The organism is Pseudonocardia sp. DSM 110487, assembly GCF_019468565.1.
Taxonomy (GTDB): Bacteria; Actinomycetota; Actinomycetes; order Mycobacteriales; family Pseudonocardiaceae; genus Pseudonocardia.
In genome coordinates, this window is sequence record NZ_CP080521.1 from 5,468,356 (window position 1) to 5,487,283 (window position 18,928).

General features: G+C 73.4%; 16 protein-coding genes. 8 read left to right on the top strand and 8 right to left on the bottom strand.

The window, feature by feature from the left end; all coding sequences use genetic code 11:
• Position 1: 1 nt before the first annotated feature.
• From K1T35_RS25515 to K1T35_RS25530, 4 genes are all read right to left on the bottom strand, one after another.
• On the bottom strand, positions 2-1,441 hold the full coding sequence (locus K1T35_RS25515; protein WP_255620692.1) for an Nramp family divalent metal transporter: 1,440 nt from the start codon (positions 1,439-1,441) through the stop codon (positions 2-4).
• 52 nt (positions 1,442-1,493) lie between these two features.
• Positions 1,494-2,444 carry a sugar kinase gene (locus K1T35_RS25520; RefSeq protein ID WP_220254211.1) on the bottom strand — a complete coding sequence of 317 codons (951 nt, stop codon included), beginning with the start codon at positions 2,442-2,444 and terminating at the stop codon, positions 1,494-1,496.
• Positions 2,441-3,061: a bifunctional 4-hydroxy-2-oxoglutarate aldolase/2-dehydro-3-deoxy-phosphogluconate aldolase gene (locus tag K1T35_RS25525; protein ID WP_220254212.1), complete on the bottom strand. Its 621-nt coding sequence runs from the start codon at positions 3,059-3,061 to the stop codon at positions 2,441-2,443. The genes K1T35_RS25520 and K1T35_RS25525 overlap by 4 nt, the downstream gene beginning before the upstream one ends.
• A 237-nt stretch (positions 3,062-3,298) precedes the next feature.
• Positions 3,299-3,736 carry an Lrp/AsnC family transcriptional regulator gene (locus K1T35_RS25530; protein ID WP_255620693.1) on the bottom strand — a complete coding sequence of 146 codons (438 nt, stop codon included), beginning with the start codon at positions 3,734-3,736 and terminating at the stop codon, positions 3,299-3,301.
• A 145-nt stretch (positions 3,737-3,881) separates the two neighbouring features.
• On the opposite strand from K1T35_RS25530, the gene K1T35_RS25535 reads away from it, so the two are divergent.
• The 4 genes from K1T35_RS25535 to K1T35_RS25550 all read left to right on the top strand — a co-directional run bounded on the left by K1T35_RS25535 (position 3,882) and on the right by K1T35_RS25550 (position 11,757).
• The gene (locus K1T35_RS25535; protein WP_220254213.1) at positions 3,882-7,298 is read left to right on the top strand and encodes an indolepyruvate ferredoxin oxidoreductase family protein; all 3,417 of its coding nucleotides are present in this window, start codon (positions 3,882-3,884) and stop codon (positions 7,296-7,298) included.
• 21 nt (positions 7,299-7,319) lie between these two features.
• On the top strand, positions 7,320-8,984 hold the full coding sequence (locus K1T35_RS25540; protein WP_255620694.1) for an ABC transporter ATP-binding protein: 1,665 nt from the start codon (positions 7,320-7,322) through the stop codon (positions 8,982-8,984).
• Positions 8,981-10,726 (top strand): ABC transporter ATP-binding protein, encoded by a 1,746-nt coding sequence (locus K1T35_RS25545; RefSeq protein ID WP_220254214.1) that lies wholly within the window; start codon positions 8,981-8,983, stop codon positions 10,724-10,726. Before K1T35_RS25540 ends, K1T35_RS25545 begins: the two co-directional genes overlap by 4 nt.
• A 236-nt stretch (positions 10,727-10,962) precedes the next feature.
• Positions 10,963-11,757 carry a L,D-transpeptidase family protein gene (locus tag K1T35_RS25550; RefSeq protein WP_220254215.1) on the top strand — a complete coding sequence of 265 codons (795 nt, stop codon included), beginning with the start codon at positions 10,963-10,965 and terminating at the stop codon, positions 11,755-11,757.
• 14 nt (positions 11,758-11,771) lie between these two features.
• Here the strand turns inward: K1T35_RS25550 and K1T35_RS25555 are convergent, their stop codons facing one another.
• Complete coding sequence (locus K1T35_RS25555; RefSeq protein ID WP_220254216.1) at positions 11,772-12,179, bottom strand: RidA family protein; 408 nt, start codon at positions 12,177-12,179, stop codon at positions 11,772-11,774.
• A gap of 185 nt (positions 12,180-12,364) precedes the next feature.
• On the opposite strand from K1T35_RS25555, the gene K1T35_RS25560 reads away from it, so the two are divergent.
• Positions 12,365-12,733: a DUF3040 domain-containing protein gene (locus K1T35_RS25560; protein ID WP_220254217.1), complete on the top strand. Its 369-nt coding sequence runs from the start codon at positions 12,365-12,367 to the stop codon at positions 12,731-12,733.
• A 147-nt stretch (positions 12,734-12,880) separates the two neighbouring features.
• On the top strand, positions 12,881-15,202 hold the full coding sequence (locus K1T35_RS25565; RefSeq protein WP_220254218.1) for a phosphotransferase: 2,322 nt from the start codon (positions 12,881-12,883) through the stop codon (positions 15,200-15,202).
• Here the strand turns inward: K1T35_RS25565 and K1T35_RS25570 are convergent.
• A complete protein-coding gene (locus K1T35_RS25570; protein ID WP_220254219.1) occupies positions 15,183-15,785 on the bottom strand; it encodes a TetR/AcrR family transcriptional regulator in 603 nt (200 codons plus the stop codon). The two genes, K1T35_RS25565 and K1T35_RS25570, sit on opposite strands and share 20 nt — an antisense overlap.
• A gap of 72 nt (positions 15,786-15,857) precedes the next feature.
• Here K1T35_RS25570 and K1T35_RS25575 point away from each other — a divergent pair, with 72 nt between their 5' ends.
• Both K1T35_RS25575 and mtnA read left to right on the top strand, forming a co-directional pair.
• Complete coding sequence (locus K1T35_RS25575) at positions 15,858-16,289, top strand: hypothetical protein (protein ID WP_220254220.1); 432 nt, start codon at positions 15,858-15,860, stop codon at positions 16,287-16,289.
• A gap of 615 nt (positions 16,290-16,904) precedes the next feature.
• Positions 16,905-17,960, top strand: a complete 1,056-nt coding sequence (gene mtnA, locus K1T35_RS25580; RefSeq protein ID WP_220254221.1) for an S-methyl-5-thioribose-1-phosphate isomerase — start codon at positions 16,905-16,907, stop codon at positions 17,958-17,960.
• Here the strand turns inward: mtnA and K1T35_RS25585 are convergent.
• Both K1T35_RS25585 and K1T35_RS25590 read right to left on the bottom strand, forming a co-directional pair.
• Positions 17,875-18,420, bottom strand: a complete 546-nt coding sequence (locus tag K1T35_RS25585) for a DoxX family protein (RefSeq protein WP_220254222.1) — start codon at positions 18,418-18,420, stop codon at positions 17,875-17,877. The genes mtnA and K1T35_RS25585 overlap by 86 nt on opposite strands.
• A 78-nt stretch (positions 18,421-18,498) precedes the next feature.
• On the bottom strand, positions 18,499-18,915 hold the full coding sequence (locus K1T35_RS25590) for a MarR family winged helix-turn-helix transcriptional regulator (protein ID WP_220254223.1): 417 nt from the start codon (positions 18,913-18,915) through the stop codon (positions 18,499-18,501).
• Between the last annotated feature and the right edge of the window lie 13 nt (positions 18,916-18,928).

Below are 18,928 nucleotides of genomic sequence, written 5' to 3' on the forward strand. Positions count from 1 at the left end.
CTCAGCCGCCGAACAGCTTCCCGGCCTGCTGGCCGATCGTGAGCACGGCCAGGACGCCGAACAGCAGCACCGACCACACGAGCGCGCCCACCCGGAACCCGCGGATGCGGATCGGCGCGGGCAGCAGCTTCTTGTTGATCACGATCAGCAGGCCGGAGTAGATGAACATCATCGTCCCGCCCACGCATGCCGCGATCACGGCCAGCACGATGGGCTGGGAGAACCCGGCCGAGATCACGATGATCCCGATCAGCGCCAGCCCCCACACCAGCCCGGCGTACAGCTTGCTCTCGTTGACATCGGGGAAGTACATGGTCTTCAGCACGTCGGCGGCCAGCCTGCTGGTGTAGTCCACGATGCCCAGCGCGGCGGCGAACAGCGACACCGCCCCGACCACCCAGAAGAAGTAGCCGAACCAGGTGCCGACCCGCTCCATCAGCACGTTCCCCTCGATCCTCAGGAACGAGATGTCGTTCTTGACGTCGGGGTGCCCGAACACCGTCGCGTACGCCAGCAGCGACATGAACACGATCGAGATGAACGAGATCAGCACGAACGTCCACAGCTGCTCGCGGTTGGCGAACCGCCACCAGCCCCGCCAGTTGTCCATGTTCTGGTCGCTGGGCGCGAACACGTAGCCGACCCGGCCGCGCGCCTCCGGCTCCCCCGTCAGCGGCGACACGATCTTGGGCACGTAGTGGCCCATGCCGAAGCCCTTGTCGCGGATCCAGTTGCTCTGCACCAGGTTCTGGCCGCCACCCGCGCCCGCGAACGCCAGCGCGCCCATCAACGTCGCGAACCCCAGCTCGGCGGCGGGGAACTGCGCCTCTGTGACGATCGTCGGCACGTTCGCCCACGCCCCACCGATCGCGAACAGCGCCCCGATGACCACCAGCAGCCCCACCGCGGCCACCTTCAGCATCTGGGCGCGCTCCAGCGCGGTGTAGACCACCGGGGCCAGGGTGAGGATCGCCCCGACCAGCACCAGCAGCCCGATCGCGATGACCGATGCGCTGCCGCCGAAGATGTAGCTGAACAGCGTGCCCGAGCTGGTGACCCAGGCAGGCCACAGGTTCGCGAAGTAGGCCAGTATCGCGAAGACCAGGCCCCAGTGCCGCCACAGCCTGCTGAACCCGGTGAGCGCGGTTTCGCCCGTGGCGAGCGTGTAGCGCTCGATCTCCATGTTCAGGAAGTACTGGGTGATCAGCCCGACCAGCGCGGCCCAGACGAAGCCGAGCCCGATCTGGGAAGTGATGTAGGGGAACAGGATGAACTCGCCGCTCGCCAGCCCGACCCCGGCAGCGATGATGCCGGGGCCGACGTAGCGCCACTGGTTCAGCGGCGGGGCGGGCAGCTCACGCACCTGCGGTGGGGGCAGGTACTTCGTGGGGAACAGCTTCGACGGGTCTGTGGAGACCGCGTCGTCGCGATCGGCGGACATCAGCACGAGCCTTTCTGTCTAGTGGGGGTTTCCTCGGTGCGTCCGGACGTGGTCAGCGCTGCACGTCCTCCTCCGCACCGAGCAGTGTCAGTTCGTGCGGCCGGGGGGATGCCTCCCAGTCGCCGGGCACCGTCACGGCGAGCGCGCCGGTGACGGCAGCGGTGCGCAGGCCCTCGTCCGGGTCGCGGCCGGTGAGCCGGCACGCGAGGTAGCCGGCCACGAAGGCGTCACCCGCGCCGACGCTGTCGACGGCCTGTACCGGCACCGCCGGTACATCGATCAGGTCGCCGTGGATCAGCGCGGTGGCACCTCGTCTGCCGCGCTTGATCACCACCTCGCGCGGGCCCAGCTCGGCGAGGGCGGCGGCGAGCTTCTCGGGGCCCGTCCTGTCGTCGAGCTCGAGCGCGATGCGCGCCTCGTCGTCGCCCGCGAAGAGCATGTCCGCGCCCGCCGCGAGCTCCCGGAACACCGGTGCCGCGGTGGCGGCGTCCCACAGCCGGGACCGGTAGTTGAGGTCGACCGACACCGGTACGCCCGCGGCGCGCGCCCTGCGAAGCGCCTCACGGACGGCCGCGGCGGGGCCCTCCCCCAGCGCGGGAGTGATCCCCGTCAGGTGCAGCACGCCCGCGTCCTCGACGATCCCGGCCGGCACGTCGCCGGGCCGCAGGTGCGATCCGGCGCTGCCGTGGCGGTAGTAGGTCACGTTCTGCACGGAGCCGGTGCGCCGCTCCCGCAGCATGATCGCGGTGGGGGCGTCGTCGCGGTGCACGACGGCGCGCACCCGCTCGGCGAGGAGGTTCCGCTCGATCAGGTCGCCGATCGGGTCGCGGCCCAGCCGCCCGATCCAGGTGGCCGCCACGCCGAGCCGGGACACGCCGATGGCGACGTTCGACTCCGCGCCGCCCATCGACAACCGCATCCCCTTGGAGAGGGAGAGCGGGCCGACGTCCTCTGCGACGAGCAGACCGAGCGTCTCACCGAGGGTGACCAGCCCGGCGGTCACGAGCGGGCCGCCGCGAGTGCCGCGGTCGCGCGCTCGGCGAGCGCGGAGAGGTCCCCGTCCGGCGCGAGCGCGTCGCCGATCAGCGGGCCGCCCATCCCGACGGCCACCGCGCCCGCGGCCAGCCACCCGCGGACCGAGGCGATGTCGACGCCGCCGGTGGGAACCACGGGGATCTCGGGCAGCGGGGCCCGCACGTCCTTGAGGTAGCCGGGGCCCAGCTGCCCGGCGGGGAACAGCTTCACCGCGCTCGCGCCCGCCTTCCACGCCGCGGCGATCTCGGTGGGCGTGAACGCGCCGGGATAGCTCGCGACACGGTGGCGCAGCGCCGCGGCGATCACCTCTGGCTCAACGGAAGGGGAGACGACGAAGCGCGCGCCCGCGTCCACGGAGCGGTCGACGTCGGCGGCGGTCAGCACGGTGCCCACGCCGACCTCCACCTCGGCCGGGACCCGCGCCGCGAGCCGCTCGACGACGTCGAGTGCACCCTTGGTCGTCAGCGTCAGCTCGAGGCTCCGCACCCCTGCCTCGACGAGCACGTCGACCACGGCCTCGGCGCGGTCGGCGTTCTCGGCCCGCAGGATCGCCACGACCCGGGTTGCGGCGAGCCCGGCGCCCACCGGAACCCGATACTGATCAACACTGTTCAGCTCGGATGCGCTGGATTCGGTCACAGGCGGTGATCCCCCTTCCTCGGGCACCGGAAACGGGGATCCCGCAACGGCACCAGCGGCGTTCTATGTAGTGGAATCAAGTTTCACTACAGCTCGCTGCATGATGGACGTCCGGCAGCGGGACGACAAGCGTCCCGCACGACTCGGCACGTGATCTGAGACTCGCGACGGAGGTGCCCTGACTCAGCTGCGCTCCCACGACCCCAGCACCATCAGCGTCCGGGTGCCCGTCACCGTCCCGGAACGACGCAGCGTGTCGATCACGAGTTGCAAGTGGCCGAGGTCGCGCACCCGGACCTGGACCAGCGCGTCCGGGTCACCCGCGAGCGTGAAGACGGCCTGCACCTCCGGGATGGTCCAGACCGAGCGCACGATCTCGCTCACCCTCGTGTTCCCGAGGAAACGCAGCTCGATGAACGCCTCCACCCCCGCACCGAGCTTCGCGTGGTCCACCTGGACGGTGAACCCGGTGATCACGCCGATCTCGCGCAGCCGGTCGACCCGCCGCTTCACGGCCGCGACCGACAGGCCCACCTGCACGGCCATCTCGGAGTAGGTACGGCGGGCGTCGACGCGCAGCAGGTCGATCAGGCGCCGGTCGGTGTCGTCCACATCGACCACGGCCGCCTCCGCGCAAAGAACTCGAGCTGCCTGCGATTCAAGCACAACGCCTTTGCGTGTTCATGGGCCGACACCGGCCAGCACTTGCCGGAACGGGTGCCGAAGCGGTGTTCTTCATCGCACCCGCCCTGACGGAGGTCGCAGAGTGCCGCCCACCACAGTCACGCTGGACGACAAGTACACGGCCCGCCACGGCCGGGTCCTGATCTCGGGGATCCAGGCGATCGTGCGGATGGTCCTCGAGCAACGCAGGCTCGACACCGCCCGCGGCCTGGACACGCGCGCGTTCGTCAGCGGATACCAGGGTTCGCCGCTCGCCGGGCTGGACCAGGAAATGGTGCGGGCCCGGCCGTTCCTCGACGAGGCGGGCGTGGTGTTCCGACCCGGCCTCAACGAGGAGCTCGCGGCCACCGCCGTGGCGGGCACCCAGCTGCTGCGCCAGGCCCCCGGACGGCGCCACGACGGGGTCACCGGCTTCTGGTACGGCAAGAACCCGGGCCTCGACCGGGCCGCCGACGCCATCCGCCACGGCACCCTCGCCGGCACAACCGCGCTCGGCGGAGCCGTCGCGCTGATCGGCGACGACCCCGCATGCAAGTCCTCGACCGTGCCGAGCACGTGCGAGCCGATGGCGCAGAGCCTGCTGCTTCCGCTACTCACCCCCGGATCGGTGGCCGAGATCGTCGAGCTCGGGCTGCACGCCGTGGCCATGTCGCGCGTCAGCGGGCTCTGGACCGGCCTGAAGATCGTGGCCGACGTCGCCGACGCCGCCGCCACCGTGGACGTCGGTGCGCTCGACCTGGGCGTGCCAGTGCCCGGCCGCGCCGAGGAGGCGCCCCGCGTCCTCGTCGGCGCAACCGCCCTCGACGCCGAGCACGACGCGCTCACCCGCCGCCTCGACCTCGCCCGCGCCTACGCCCGCGCGGCCGGGCTCAACCGGATCGCCTTCACCTCGCGCTCCGCGCGGCTCGGCGTGCTCGCGTCCGGGACGTCGGCCGCGACCGTGCAACGCGCCCTCGACGACCTCGGCCTCGACGAGGCCGCCATGGAGGCGCTCGGCCTGCGGATCATCACGCTCGCCATGCCGTTCCCGGTGGACGCCGACACGCTCGCCGACCTCACCGCCGGGCTCGACGAGGTGCTCGTCGTCGAGGACAAGGTCCCGTTCCTGGAGGACCACCTCAAGTCCGCGCTGTACGGCCGCGCGGGCACACCGCGGGTCGTCGGCCGCCACGATCCCGACGGCCGGGTGCTGCTCCCCGCCCGATCCACGCTCGGCGCCGAGGACGTGGCCGCCGCGCTGGCCGCCCGCATCGGCTCCGACCGGCTCCCCCGCACCGCGGCCGTCCACCTGCGGGCCGCAGCGCCGAAGCAGCCCTCGCGGATCGCGCTCCCGCTGGCCGCGCGCACCCCGTTCTTCTGCTCGGGCTGCCCGCACAACACCTCCACCCGCACCAGCGACGACACGCTCGTCGGCGTCGGCATCGGCTGCCACGCCATGATCGCGCTCGACGGCGCGGGACGCGGCCACCAGCTCGGGCTCACGCAGATGGGCGGCGAGGGCGCGCAGTGGCTCGGGCTCGCCCCGTTCACCCGTGACCGGCACTTCGTGCAGAACCTCGGCGACGGCACCTTCCACCACTCCGGGTCCCTCGCCATCCGCGCGGCCGTCGCCGCCGGCGTCACCATGACCTACAAGCTGCTCTACAACGACGCCGTCGCGATGACGGGCGGCCAGCGCGCCGAGGGCAGGCTCGACGTCCCCGCGCTCACCCGCTGGCTCGCCGTCGAGGGCGTACGCCGCATCGTCGTCACCACGGCCGATCCCGGCAGCTACCGCGGCGTCACGCTCGACCCGATCGCCACCGTCCGCCACCGCGACGACTTCGCGGACGCGGAGAAGGAGCTGGCCAGCGTGGACGGTGTCACCGTCCTGATCCACGACGACCGGTGCGCCGCGGAGGAGCGCCGCCTGCGCAAGCGCGGGAAGCTCCCCACGCCCACCGCGAAGGTCGTGATCAACGAGCGCGTGTGCGAGGGCTGCGGCGACTGCGGCCAGGTCTCCACCTGCCTGTCCGTGCAACCGGTTGACACCGAGTTCGGCCGCAAGACCCGCATCCACCAGGCCTCCTGCAACACCGACCTGTCCTGCCTCAAGGGCGACTGCCCATCGTTCCTGCTGGTCGAGCCGGGCAGCCGGGGCCCGCGGGCAATCCCGGAGCCACCGGCCGGCCTTCCCGAGCCAGAGAGCAAGCTCACCGGGGACACCGCCCTGCTCCGCATGCCCGGGATCGGGGGCACCGGCGTCGTCACCGTGTCGCAGATCCTGCAGATGGCCGCGCACCTCGACGGGCGCTACGCCGCCGGCCTGGAGCAGATCGGGCTGGCCCAGAAGGGCGGCCCGGTGGTGAGCGACGTCCGCATCGCCAAGCAGCCGGTGCGCGGGGCACTGCGCGCCTCCCGCGGCACCGCCGACGTGCTCATCGGCTTCGACCTGCTCGGCGCCGCATCGGAGGCCAACCTCGCCGTCGCCCGCCATGGCCACACGATCGCCGTGGTGAGCTCCGCGGTGGTGCCGACGGCGGCGATGGTCACCGGACGCGTCGCCCTGCCCGGGTCCCCCGACGAAGCCCTCGACCGCATCGCCGCGGCCACCCGCCCGGACGCCGCCCTGCACGTCGACGCGCAGGGCCTGTCCGATGCGCTGTTCGGCGACCACATGCCGGCCAACATGCTGCTGATCGGCGCCGCCTTCCAGCACGGGTGCATCCCGATCGCGGCGGACGCCATCGAGCAGGCGATCCGGCTCAACGGGGCAGGCGTCGAGAAGACCCTCGCTGCCTTCCGCTGGGGCCGCGCCGCGGTGGCCGACCCGGCGGCGGTCGCGACGGCCATCGGTGCACCCGCCGCCGTCGCCGAGCCCGCGGGGTTCGCCGACGTCCTCGCCACCCGGGTCGCCGACCTCACCGGCTACCAGGACGAGCGCTACGCCGACCGGTACGCCGAGGAGGTCCAGCGCGTCGCGGCCATCGCCACCGAGCGCGCGGGGGCGGACGCGGGCGAGCGGGTGGCCGTCGCATACGCCAACGGGCTGCACAAGCTCATGGCCTACAAGGACGAGTACGAGGTGGCGCGGCTGCACCTCGATCCGGCCGAACAGGCCCGGCGCGACGCCGAGTTCGGCCCGGACGCCGCCGTCTCGGTGCTCCTGCACCCACCGGTCCTGCGCGCGCTCGGCATGACCCGCAAGATCAGGCTGCGGCGCACGGCAGGCCCCGTGTTCCGCGCGCTGCGCGCCGCCCGCCGCCTGCGGGGCACCCCGCTCGACCCGTTCGGCCGCGCCGAGGTCCGCCGCGTCGAGCGTGCACTCGTCGTGGAATACCAGACGCTGGTCCGCGAGGCCCTCGGCCACCTGCGGCCGGACACCGCAGAGGCCGTCGCAGAGCTCGTCGCCCTGCCGGACGTGATCCGCGGCTACGAGGAGATCAAGCTGCGCAACGTCTCCGCGTTCCGGGAAAAGGCCGCCGCCGCGCTCGCGGATCTGGCAACCTCGTCCCCGTAGTCCGGGAGTCGAGGGGGGCCGGTGATCGACCTGCCGGGCCGCCCCAGCGCGTGGCACGTGCTCTGGTGGCTGGTCGTGCGCCAGCGCGGGCGGGTGGCCGCCGGCTCGGTGTTCGCCTCGGTCGGGATGTCGAGCATGGCGCTGGCGCCGTACCTGCTCGGCCGAGCCGTCGACGACGGGCTGGCCAGGGGCGACTGGCCGGCACTCGCCGCCTGGACGGGGGCGCTCCTCGCCGCCGGGGTCGCCACCGCCGCCCTGTCCATCCTCCGCCACCGCACCATGTCCCGGGTGCGGATGGACGGGACCTTCCGCATCTCCCGCACCGTGCTGGAGCACGCCACCCGGCTCGGCGCCGCGCTGGCGAGCCGCACCACCACGGGCGAGGTCGTCAGCATCGGCCTCGGCGACGTCATCACCGTGAGTACCGCGCTGACCGTCGCAGGCCCCAGCGTCGGGGCGGTGGTCACCTACCTCGTGGTGGCCGGGCTGATGATGGCGATCTCGCCGCTGCTGGCCGCCGTCGTGCTGCTCGGGGTCCCGTTGCTGACGGTGCTCGTCGGACCGCTCGTCGGCCGGCTGCGAGCGCTCGAGACCGCGTACCGGATCCAGCAGAGCACGCTCACCGCCCAGCTGCTCGACATCGTCGGCGGGCTGCGCGTGCTGGCCGGCCTCGGCGGCGAGGACCTCATGGCCCGGCGCTACCGGCACGGCTCCCGCGCCCTGCGCGGCGAGGGCTACCGGGTCGGCACGATCAGCAGCTGGATCGAGGCGGTCGGCGCCGGGCTGCCGGTGCTGTTCGTCGGCGGCGTGACGTGGATCGCCGCCCGCACGGCCGCGGCCGGCGGGATGAGCGTCGGCGACCTGCTCGCCGTCTACGGGTACGCCGCGCTCCTCGCGATCCCGGTCGGCGCCCTCATCGAGGGAGCCCACCAGCTCAGCCGCGGATGGGTGGCCGCGAACCGGGTTGCCCGCTTCCTCGCCATCGAACCCCGCCCGGTCGCCGGCACGCCCGGCCCGCCCGCCCCGGCCGTGCTGCACGATCCCGAGTCCGGTGTGGACGTGGCGCCGGGCGCGTTCACCGCGCTGGTGAGCGACCGGCCCGCCGAAGCCGCCGCGGTGGTCGACCGGCTCGGCGGGTTCGCCGAGCCACAGGCGACCTGGGGCGGGCACCGGTTCGGCACGATCGCCGCCGAGGAGGTCCGGGAGCGCGTCATGGTCGCCGACCCGGACGCCGCGCTCTTCGCAGGCCCGCTGCGCGAGGTCCTCGCCGGCCGCGCCGACCCGGACGACCGCACGATCGAGCAGGCGGTCGAGGCGGCGGCCGCCGAGGACGTGGTGCACGGGCTGCCGGCCGGGCTCGACGGCCACGTCGACGGCGAGGGACGGAACCTGTCGGGCGGCCAGCGCCAGCGCGTGCGCCTGGCAAGGGCGCTGGTCGCGGATCCTGAGGTGCTGCTGGCCGTCGAGCCCACCTCGGCGCTCGACGCGCACACCGAGGCCGCGGTGGCGGCCGGGCTGCGCGCCGCGCGGCTCGGGCGCACGACGCTCGTCACCACCACCTCACCGCTGCTCCTCGCCCATGCCGACACGGTGTTCCTGCTGATCGGGGGGCGCGTGGTCACTACCGGAACCCACGACGACCTGCTCGCCACCGAGCCCCGCTATCAGGCGGTGGTGGCCAGATGACCCTTCCCGTGGCCACACCCGGTGCCGCGCGCAGGGCCGCCCTGCGGCTGGTGCGGGCCGACGCCCGCGCCGTCACCGCGATGGTCGCGCTCAACGCACTGGCCGCCGCCGCGGGTCTCGCCGGCCCGTGGCTCGTGGGCCGCATCGTCGACGCGGTCAGCGCAGGGAGCGGGCCGGAGGACGTCGACCAGCTCGCGCTGGGCATCGTCGCCTGCGCGCTTGCCCAGCTCCTGCTGGCCCGCCAGGCACGGTGGGTCGCACACCGGTTCGGCGAGCGCTCCCTCTCCCGGGTTCGGGAGCGGTACGTCGAGCGCGTGCTCGCCCTGCCCACCGGGGTGGTGGAAGGCGCGGGCGCAGGCGAGATCGCAGCCCGCGGCACCGGGGACGTCGCCGTCGTGGCCGCCACCCTGCGCGACGCCGGACCGGATCTCTTCGTTGCCGCCGTCCAGGCGCTCTTCCTGCTCGCCGCCGTGCTGGTCGTGGCGCCCCCGCTGGGCGTGTGCGGCCTGGTCGGCCTGGTCGGGATGTGGTTCGCGGTCCGCTGGTACCTGCGCCGCGCCCACGCCGCATACCTCGCGGAGGGCGCCGCGGCGTCCGCGCTCGCCGAGGTGCTCACCGCCACCGTGGCCGGGGCACGCACGGTGGAGGCGCTGCGGCTGCAGGACCCCCGGATCGGCGCCTGCCGGGACGCGATCGAGGCCAGCAGGCGCACGCGGGAGCGCACGCTCGCGCTGCGCAGCGTGCTGTTCCCGGCCGTGGACGTCTGCCACGTCGTCCCGGTGGCCGTGGTCCTGCTGGTAGGCGGCCCCCTCCTCGCCCACGGCGCGACGACACTTGGCGAGGTGGCCGCCGCCGCGCTCTACCTGCAGCAACTGGCCACCCCGCTGAACACGATCATGTGGCGCGTCGAGCAGCTGCAGAGCAGCACCGCCGCCTTCGCCCGCGTCGAGGGCATCGCCGCCGGCGCACCCGCGCCGCCGACCAGGGAAGCGCCGCGCGGCGAACGCGTGGCCGTCCGGGACGTGCACTTCGGCTACCCGGGCCGCGATCGCGAGGCCCTGCGCAGTGTGGACCTCGACCCGCGCCCCGGCGAGCGGATCGCGCTGGTCGGGCCGTCCGGTGCGGGCAAGTCGACCCTCGGACGCCTCCTGGCCGGGCTGGACGCGCCCCGCACCGGTGCGGTCACCGTCGGCGGCGTGCCCATCGCCGGCCTCGACCGCGCGGAGCGCCGCCGCCACGTCGTGCTCGTCACCCAGGAGCACCACGTGTTCCTCGGCACCGTTCGCGACAACCTCCTCCTCGCGGCCCCCACCGCCGACGACCGCGCGCTGCGGACCGCGCTCGCCACCGCCGGATGCCGGGTCGACGAGCTCTCCGACGGCCTCGACACCCCGCTCGGGCCGGGAGGGCACCAGCAGGGCGGCGCCCTCGCCCAGCAGCTCGCACTCGCCCGCGTGGTGCTCGCGGACCCGCACACCGTGGTGCTGGACGAGGCGACAGCACTCCTCGACCCGGCTACCGCCCGCAGCACCGAACGGGCCCTCGCGGCCGCCATCGCCGGGCGGACCGTCGTGGCCATCGCCCACCGGCTCCACACCGCCCACGACGCCGACCGGGTGGCGGTGATGCAGGACGGGCGCATCACGGAGCTGGGCACCCACGACGAGCTCGTCGCGGGCGGCGGCGCGTACGCCGCGCTCTGGCGGTCATGGCACGGGCATCACGAGCGCACGGCCAGGTGACAAGGGCCTTGGCACGGGCCCATATGCACGTCCCACACCCCTGCGTGCAGGATGATCTCGACCATGCAGACCGGTCGGGAGCCGCGGTCGCAAACGCCGCGGCGTTCGGCGTTTGGGCGGTCACTCCTCCGGGCATGATCGTTTCAGGACCCGAGGAGTACACGATGACCGCCGGCCCCGCCGCCGCCGAACAAAGACACGAGACCCGTTCACCTGTCCGGCTCGCGGTCACGCTGGTGATCGCGAGCGGTCTGACGCTCACCGGCGCCTGCGGAAGCCCGGTGACGCCCTCCCCCGGTTCCCTCCCGTCCGCGGCCGCGCCGGCAACCACGCCACCTCCGTTCTCGCCCACGGCACCTCCGACGTCGGCACCGTCCACGGCGGCACCACCCGCACCGTCCACCTCCACGCCGCCCGCGCCGGAGGCCGCCGACGCGGTGCTGCGCCTCGAGTCGTCCGGCCCCGCCGTGCAGGAGCTCCAGCAGCGCCTGTCGGGCCTCGGCTTCTGGGTGGGCGAGCTCGACGGCCACTACGGGCAGCTCACCCGCCAGGCCGTCATGGCGTTCCAGAAGGCCGAAGGGCTCGACCGCGACGGGGTCGCCGGCCCCGACACCCGCGGGAAGCTCCCCACCGCGGCGCGGCCGGCGCCCCGCACCGCCGAGGGCGACCACATCGAGGTCGACCTCGAGCGGCAGCTGCTGCTCGTGGTGCGGGGCGGCGAGGTGCAGTGGGCGTTCAACACCTCGACCGGAAACGGGGAGGCCTACGACCGCCCCTCCGGCGGCACCGGTGTGGCGCGCACCCCGCGCGGCGACTTCGAGATCGAGCGCCAGATCAACGGCGTGCGTGAGGCCGACCTGGGTGTGCTCTACCGGCCCAAGTACTTCCACGGCGGCATCGCCGTGCACGGGTCGGGCAGCGTTCCCGCACAGCCGGCCTCGCACGGCTGCGTGCGCCTGACCAACGCTGCCATGGACCTGCTGTGGGCCAGCGACGTGGCCCCGGTGGGCACCGAGGTGCACGTCTACTGACGCCGGCCGTACCGCTACCCGAGCACGGCCACCGCCTCCACCTCGACCAGCAGGTCGGGCTCGCCGAGCGCGGTGACCCCGAGCAGGGTGATGGGGCGGACCGGGTCGAACCCGAGGCGCTCCGCGGCGCGCATCGCCCCCGCCACCAGCTCGGGCATGCGCTCGCTCGACCAGTCGACGACGTAGACCGTGAGCTTGGCGACGTCGGCGAACGTGGCCCCCGCGGCGGCGAGAGCGGTGGCGAGGTTGAGATAGGCCTGCTCGGTCTGGGCCGCCAGATCGCCCGCGCCGACCCGGCCACCGTCGGCGGTGCGAGCGACCTGGCCGGACACGTACACCAGGCGGCTGCCCGACGCGACCCCCACCTGCGCATATCCCTGTGGCTGCGGCAACCCCTCCGGGTTGATCAGTTCGACCGGCACCGGCCCACCTCTCGTTCGTCGGATGTGACGCCACCATCCGAGCACAGGGCCCCGACACTTCGGCTCGGGCAACTCAAACCGCCCATTAATGCATGAAACGGGCTCTACCGACGATCCGGACAAACATCGTAAACTGGTCACGTCGATCGACCGCCAGCACGTCACGTGAGGAGGGCAGGGCGCGCATGCCCCCGCCGCCGCCGGCTTCAGGCCCGGACGAGCCGCGTGCGCTCTCGCCCCGCGAACGGGAGATCCTGGCCGGCATCGAGCACGACCTCGACACGAGCGCCCCCGGGCTCGCCCGCGAGATGGCCCACCCCACGACCGTCGCGCCACCGGTGCCGGCAGGCGCCGTGGAGGCGGGGTTCCTCGCCCTCTCGCTCTTCGTCGTGCTGGCCGCGGCCGGACTGGTACCCGGTGTCGTGTGGGCGCTGCTCGCGGTGATCGGCTCCATGATCGTGGTGCCCTGGGCGATGCTGCGGGCCTTCGAGAAGTTCGAGCGTGGCCCGGACACGGAGAGCGACGACACGGGACGCGGCGACCCGGATCGGTGACGCTCGACCCGGCATCGGCGGGGCCAAGAGCGGACAGATCCGGCACTCAGGCAGGATGTGCCGTCGACAGGCATCGTTCGGATGCCGTCCATGCTCCGTTCACGATGGTGTAGTAGGGCGACGTTTCTTGGGGGCGCGCAGGTGGCGGTGGCGGTCGCGCGGATGAAAGGCCTGCTCACGGGGTGGCGAGCGCCGCAGCACCGCGACGGGCTCGCACTGGTGGTGAGCTCAGGGATGTCCTCGGCGGTCGGGCTGCTCTACTGGGTGCTGGCCGCGCAGATGTTCCCGGCCGACGTCGTCGGCGTGAACGCCGTGGCCGTGTCGTCCATGATGCTGGTCGGCGGCGTCGCGCACCTGAACATGTCGCACGCGTTGCTGCGCTTCGTCCCCGTGGCCGGCACAGCAGCCCGCAGGCTCGTGGCGCTCGGCTACCTCGTCGCAGTCACCCTGTCCGCCCTCGCGGGCGCCGGGTTCGGCGCCGGCGCGATCTGGTGGGCGCCCGAGCTGGTCGACGTGGCCGGCTACGGCACCCTCATCGCGTTCTTCGCCGTGAGCTGCCCGGTCTGGACGCTGTTCAGCCTGCAGGACTACGTGCTCACGGCCGTCGGCCGGGCCACGGCCGTGCCGATCGAGAACGTCGTCTTCTCGGTGCTCAAGATCGGCCTGCTCGTCGCGGTCACCCTCGCCGCCCTGCCCGGCGGCATCGCGCTGTCCTGGGTGATCGCCACCGCCCTGATCGTGCTGCCGATCAACCTGTGGCTCCTGATCCGGCTGCTGCCCGCACACGGCGCGAGGACGGCCGAGCGGGCGGTGCCGATCACCGTCGGCGCCGTCGGCCGGTTCATCGGCGCCGACTACGTGGGCGCCCTGTTCTGGCAGGCCGCGATGATGGGCCTGCCGGTGCTGGTGCTCGGCCGCCTCGGCGCCGAGGCGGCGGCCGCCTACAACATGGTGTGGCAGTTCGGCCTCGCCCTGTACATGGTGCCGTCCGGCATGGGGCAGTCGATGATCGCCCACAACGCTGCCGACCCGGGCAGCGTCGACAAGGCACGCCGGGAGACCGTGCGCCGCGGGCTGACGCTCGTCGTCCCCGTCGCATTGGTCCTCGCCCTCGGCGCGCCGCTGGTGCTGGCGCTCTTCGGCCCGCACTACGCCGACACCGGCGCCGGGGCGCTCGCGCTCGTCGCGCTCTCCGCGATCCCCAACGTGATCACCGCGGCGGCCACCAGCACGGCTCGCGTGCGGCAGCGCCGCGGCATCCAGTTCGGGGTGCCGACCTCCCTCTCGGTGCTCACGATCGGGCTCGCCTGGCTGCTCATGCCGCACCTGGGCGTCCTTGCCGTCGGATTGGCCTGGCTGCTCGCGCAGTGCACCGTCGCGTCCGTCGTGCTGATCATGAACGCGCCGTGGATCCCCGGCCCGCCGGGCGCGTGGATCGACGGCATCCGCAGCTCCGCCCTGCTGCGCCGGGTCGGCGAGGACGGCCTGCGCCGGGTCGGCGCCCCTACCGGTTGGGCGATCGGATCCAATATGGGCGGGGGCTCGGAGACGGTCGTGGTCACGATCGGGCCGGTCGGCGAGCGCAAGGCCCTGCTCAAGGCCGCCGACACGGCGAACGGGCAGCGCGAGCTGCGCCAGCAGACGTCGGCGCTCGCCGCGCTGCACTCCGACCCGCGCCTGCAGCACTGGACGCCGCTGATCCCCCGCGTGCTCGGCACCGCCGAGGTCGGGGACACCTACCTCCTGACCGAGACCCTGCTGCCCGGCGGGTCGGGGCCTGACGCACTGGCCGACCCGGCCCGTCGCGGCGCGTTCCGGTCGAGCGCCGTCGGCGCGATCAGCGAGCTGCACCGGAACACGGCCGCGCTGCACCGGCTCGGCGACGCCGAGCTCGGCGAATTGGTGCACGGCCCGATCGCCGAGGTCTCCCGCACACTGCCCGCGGGACTGCGGACCGAAGCGAGCAGGCTCGCCGCGCTGCTGGACGCCCGGCTGCGCGGCCAGGTCGTCGGGATCGGCTGGGTGCACGGCGACTACCTGCCGGTGAACCTGCTCGCCGCGCCGAACGGGCGGGTGAGCGCCATCATCGACTGGTGCACCGCCCGGCCGGACGGCCTGTCCGTGCTCGACATCGCGACGTTCGTGCCGATGGCGGAGGCGATGGCCGCTGGCGTGGAGTTCGGCCCCGTCGTGCTGCGGTGGCTCGAGGGTGTGCCGCCTGCCGAGGCCGATGTGCTCGTCGGATGCCAGTCCGCGCTCGGCGGCACCATCCTCGCGCCCGAGGTGCTGGTCCTGCTCGGCTGGCTGGACCACATCCACTCGTGCGTGTCGCGTTCGGAGCGGATGGCGGCCAACCCCGTGTGGAACCGGCGCAACGTGCGGGTCGTGGTGCAGGGCGCCGTCGACCTGCTCGACCGCGGCCCGACGGCCGCCGCCCAGGCGGAGTGGGCTACGCGCGCAGCCCGTTGAGCATCCGGCGGATCGTCGAGGCGCACCCGTCGCGTACGGCCCTGCGGTCGGCCTGCGCCGCCTCGGCGATGGTGCGCCCCGCACCCCCGAGCAGGTGGAACACCAGCTGGCTGCTCGCCTGCGCCGGTACGGGCGCGAGCAGCCCCTCTGCCCGCGCGGCCTGCAGGAACCCGTCGATCATCGCGTAGGCGTACTTCTTCTCGTAGTCCATCCAGCGGGCCCAGCCCAGTGCGAGCGGGCCCTCCAGCCAGCACAGCCGGCCGTAGCGGTCCTCGCAGCACAGGTCGAGGAACGCGTCGAGCGCGGCCATGCCCGCATCCCACGCGTTCGACTGCCCCGCGGCGGCGGCCGCGACCCGTGCCGTCATGTCCTGCTCGAGCGTGTCGAAGACCGCCTCGAACACCGCCTGCTTGCTCTCGAAGTGGTGGTACACCGCGCCGCGGGTGACCTGGGTGGCGACCGCGATGTCGTCGAGGGAGGTCCGTGCGTAGCCGCGCTCGGCGAACATCGCCGTGGCCGTCTCCAGCAGCGCGGCACGGGTGGCCTCCGAGTAGAGCTCGCGCCGGCTCTTCGGCCTTGACATGCCGAGAGTCTACGACATACTCAGAGTACGTACACAGAGTATGTAACCATCGCAGCGCTGGAGACCGACGTCATGTCCCCGAAGTTCCTGCTGATCCGTGAGGTCCTCGCCGAGGCGGCCCGCAACGGCCGACCGGAGATCACCCGCCGCGGCGACGTCGAGGCCACGTTCGGCAGCGTCGAGGCGTTCCTGCTCGCGCTCCACCAGCGCTGGCGCACCGCGCTCCTCGCGCGCCTCGACGCCCTCCTCGAGAACATCGGCGACGACTCGCCCGCCGACTTCGACGCCGCCGTCGTGGCGACGTGGAACGACCCGACGACGGGCGGCCGTGGCCTCCGCGCCCTCCTCGACGCCCACGCGGACCACCCCGCGCTCGCCGCGGCGCAGGAGCGGGATCGCCTGCTGTTGCGCCGGACCCTCGGCGTCGAGGTCCCCTCACCGGGCTCGCGTCCCCGCGTGGTCGCGCACGCCCCAGCCAAGCGCTGGTGGCGCGGGGCGGCATAGCGCGGCAATGCCTTTGGGGTCTTGGTCTTCGGGTCTTGCGGTGGCCTCCTGGCGGCGGAGTCGCGGGGATCTTGTTGCCATCACACACCCGGTGAGGGCTGGCGCACCCTTTCCGGCTTCACACACACCGTCGACGGGCCGCGTGAGCCGACAACGGGTGCGTGAGCTCCGGAGATCGTTCCGAACTGCACGTGACGGCCCCGCCGGGGACCGTGAGGTGCACCTCGCTGCGATCATGGGCCGGTATGGCCTCATGATCGGAGATTCGGCGCGTTCCCGGGCAGTTTTCGCCCGTTTTCGCGCCGAGGCCCCGATCATGCCCGTCGGGCCGGCGTTCGGTGGCGCCGCGCGCCCGAGGGGCAGGCCCTTGGCCTGCCCGCGCTGCACGCCCCAGGGGTCGCAGAGGCTCAGAGGTCAAGGGTCGCGAAGCGATCGCGAAGCGACGCCGAAGGCGCCCTTGACCTCTGAGGGGCGGCCCCGCACACTGCGCGGCGCCACCGAAGGCCCACACCAGAGCGCGTCCAGTCCGCTCCCTCGGTGGCCGATCGGTGGGTGCGCGGACCACCCGCCCGAGATCGTTCCCACGTCCGCACCCGGGCCGCATACCGTGGTGCAGTGGCCTTCAAGACCGTTCAGTGGCTCGACGAGAGCGGGCCCGCCGTTCGCCTGCTCGACCAGACCCGCCTGCCAGGCGAAGAGGCGTACATCGACGCCGCCGATGTCGACACGCTCGTCTCCGCGATCCGCCGCCTCGCGGTCCGCGGGGCGCCCGCGCTGGGCGCCGTCGGGGCACTGGGCGTGGTCGTCGCGCTGGCGCAGGGTGCCCGCGAAGGCTGGGACGACGCCCGCCTGCACCACGAGATCGGGCGGCTGCGGGAGGCCCGCCCCACCGCGGTGAACCTCGCGTGGGCGGTGGACCGCGTGCTGCCGCTCATCGCGGAGGGACCGGCGGCCGTGCTCGCCGAGGCACGCCGGGTGCTCGCCGAGGACGAGGCCGCCAACCGGCAGCTGGCGAAGCTGGGTGCCGACTGGCTCGTCGCGCGCTGCCCGCCCCGCCCCCTGAGGCTGCTCACCCACTGCAACACCGGCACGCTCGCCACCACGGCATGGGGCACCGCGCTCGGGGTCGTGCGCGAGCTGCACGGCCGGGGCCTGGTCGAGCTCGTGCACGTCGACGAGACCCGCCCGCTCCTGCAGGGCGCCCGGCTCACTGCGTGGGAGCTCGCGGCCGACGGCATCGACCACGTGGTTCAGGTCGACAGCGCCGCACCCGGCGCGATCCTGCGCGGCCTCGTCGACGCGGTGCTCATCGGGGCGGACCGCATCGCCGCCAACGGCGACACCGCCAACAAGGTCGGCTCCGTCGGGCTCGCGCTCGCCTGCGCCGACGCGGGCGTCCCGTTCGTCGTGGCCGCCCCGTGGTCCACCGTCGACCTGGCCACGCCCGACGGCACGGCGATCACCATCGAGGAGCGCGACGCCGCCGAGGTCACCGCGCTCGCCGGCGTACCGACCGCCCCGGCCGGCACGCGCGCGTTCAACCCCGCGTTCGACGTCACGCCGGCCCGCCTCGTCGACGCGATCGTCACCGAGCGGGGTGTGGCCGAGCCGAAGCGGCGGCCGGACATGCGACTGACGGAGCCGGCAGCTCCGGGCCGCACAGCGCCTTGACCCGGTGCCAGTCCCAGCAGATCAGGAAGATCACGCCCAGCAGCATCAGCCATGCGATCAGCCAGGTACCCCGGAAGCCGACGGTCGTCGTGATCACCACGATGCCGGACGTGATCGGCAGGTGCACGAGCGCACCGACAAGGGTCGTGCGTGGGACGAGCAGCAGCACCGCGGCCGCGAGCTGGCAGGCCCCGATGAACTGGTACAGCCCGCCGAAGTCGTACTGGAGGGCGGCGAACAAGCGACCCACCTCGGACGCCTGCGGGTCGAGCCGGGTGAACGGCACGCCGAGCACCTTGGTCAGACCCGAGGGCAGGAACGCGACGGCGAGCAGCACGCGCGTGCACCAGGCGAACCAACCCAGTGCGCGGATCCCGCGGACCCGTGCGTGCAGGTGGTCGGCGGACACGATCAGCCCGTGCACGGTCTCCCCCGTCCGGATGGCAGTTCCGGCGTGCATCTTCACCCGGCACCGGCAAGGGGGACATCGGCCGATCGTCCGACACAACTCTCGATCTTTCGGCGGACGGCGTGCCGCTCAGCTCATCGTGGAGGCGAGCACCGCGCGCTGGGTGGGCTTCGCCTCGAGGTAGCGCCGCCGGCCCGCATCGGTGAGCGCGATGAAGATCGCGCGCCTGTCGTCGGGGCACGCGGTGCGCTCGACGAGGCCGTCGCGCTCCATGCGGGCGACGAGCCGGGAGGCCGCGCTCTGGCTCAGGTGCACGGCCTCGGTGAGCTCCACACCGCGGCACTTCCCCTGCTGGACGGTGGCGAGACGCTCGAGGGCCTCGAACTCGCTCACGCCGATGTCGTGGCGGCGGCGCAACTCGGCTTCCAGGGCACCGCACACGGTGGCGTGGCGGGCGAGCAGCTCGTGCCACTCACCCAGTAGCTGCTCCTCGGCGAGGCTCACGAGCCGCAGACTAGCATGCACGGGACTGTGATGCACGCTCATTTAATGAGCTTGC

What these genes read in the sequence shown, in the direction of transcription:
- K1T35_RS25515 (WP_255620692.1), bottom strand. Translation starts at nt 1,441, where the DNA reads ATGTCCGCCGATCGCGACGACGCGGTCTCCACAGACCCGTCGAAGCTG.
- K1T35_RS25545 (WP_220254214.1), top strand. Translation starts at nt 8,981, where the DNA reads ATGACCCTTCCCGTGGCCACACCCGGTGCCGCGCGCAGGGCCGCCCTG.
- K1T35_RS25560 (WP_220254217.1), top strand. Translation starts at nt 12,365, where the DNA reads ATGCCCCCGCCGCCGCCGGCTTCAGGCCCGGACGAGCCGCGTGCGCTC.
- K1T35_RS25570 (WP_220254219.1), bottom strand. Translation starts at nt 15,785, where the DNA reads ATGTCAAGGCCGAAGAGCCGGCGCGAGCTCTACTCGGAGGCCACCCGT.
- K1T35_RS25575 (WP_220254220.1), top strand. Translation starts at nt 15,858, where the DNA reads ATGTCCCCGAAGTTCCTGCTGATCCGTGAGGTCCTCGCCGAGGCGGCC.
- K1T35_RS25585 (WP_220254222.1), bottom strand. Translation starts at nt 18,420, where the DNA reads ATGCACGCCGGAACTGCCATCCGGACGGGGGAGACCGTGCACGGGCTG.
- K1T35_RS25590 (WP_220254223.1), bottom strand. Translation starts at nt 18,915, where the DNA reads ATGAGCGTGCATCACAGTCCCGTGCATGCTAGTCTGCGGCTCGTGAGC.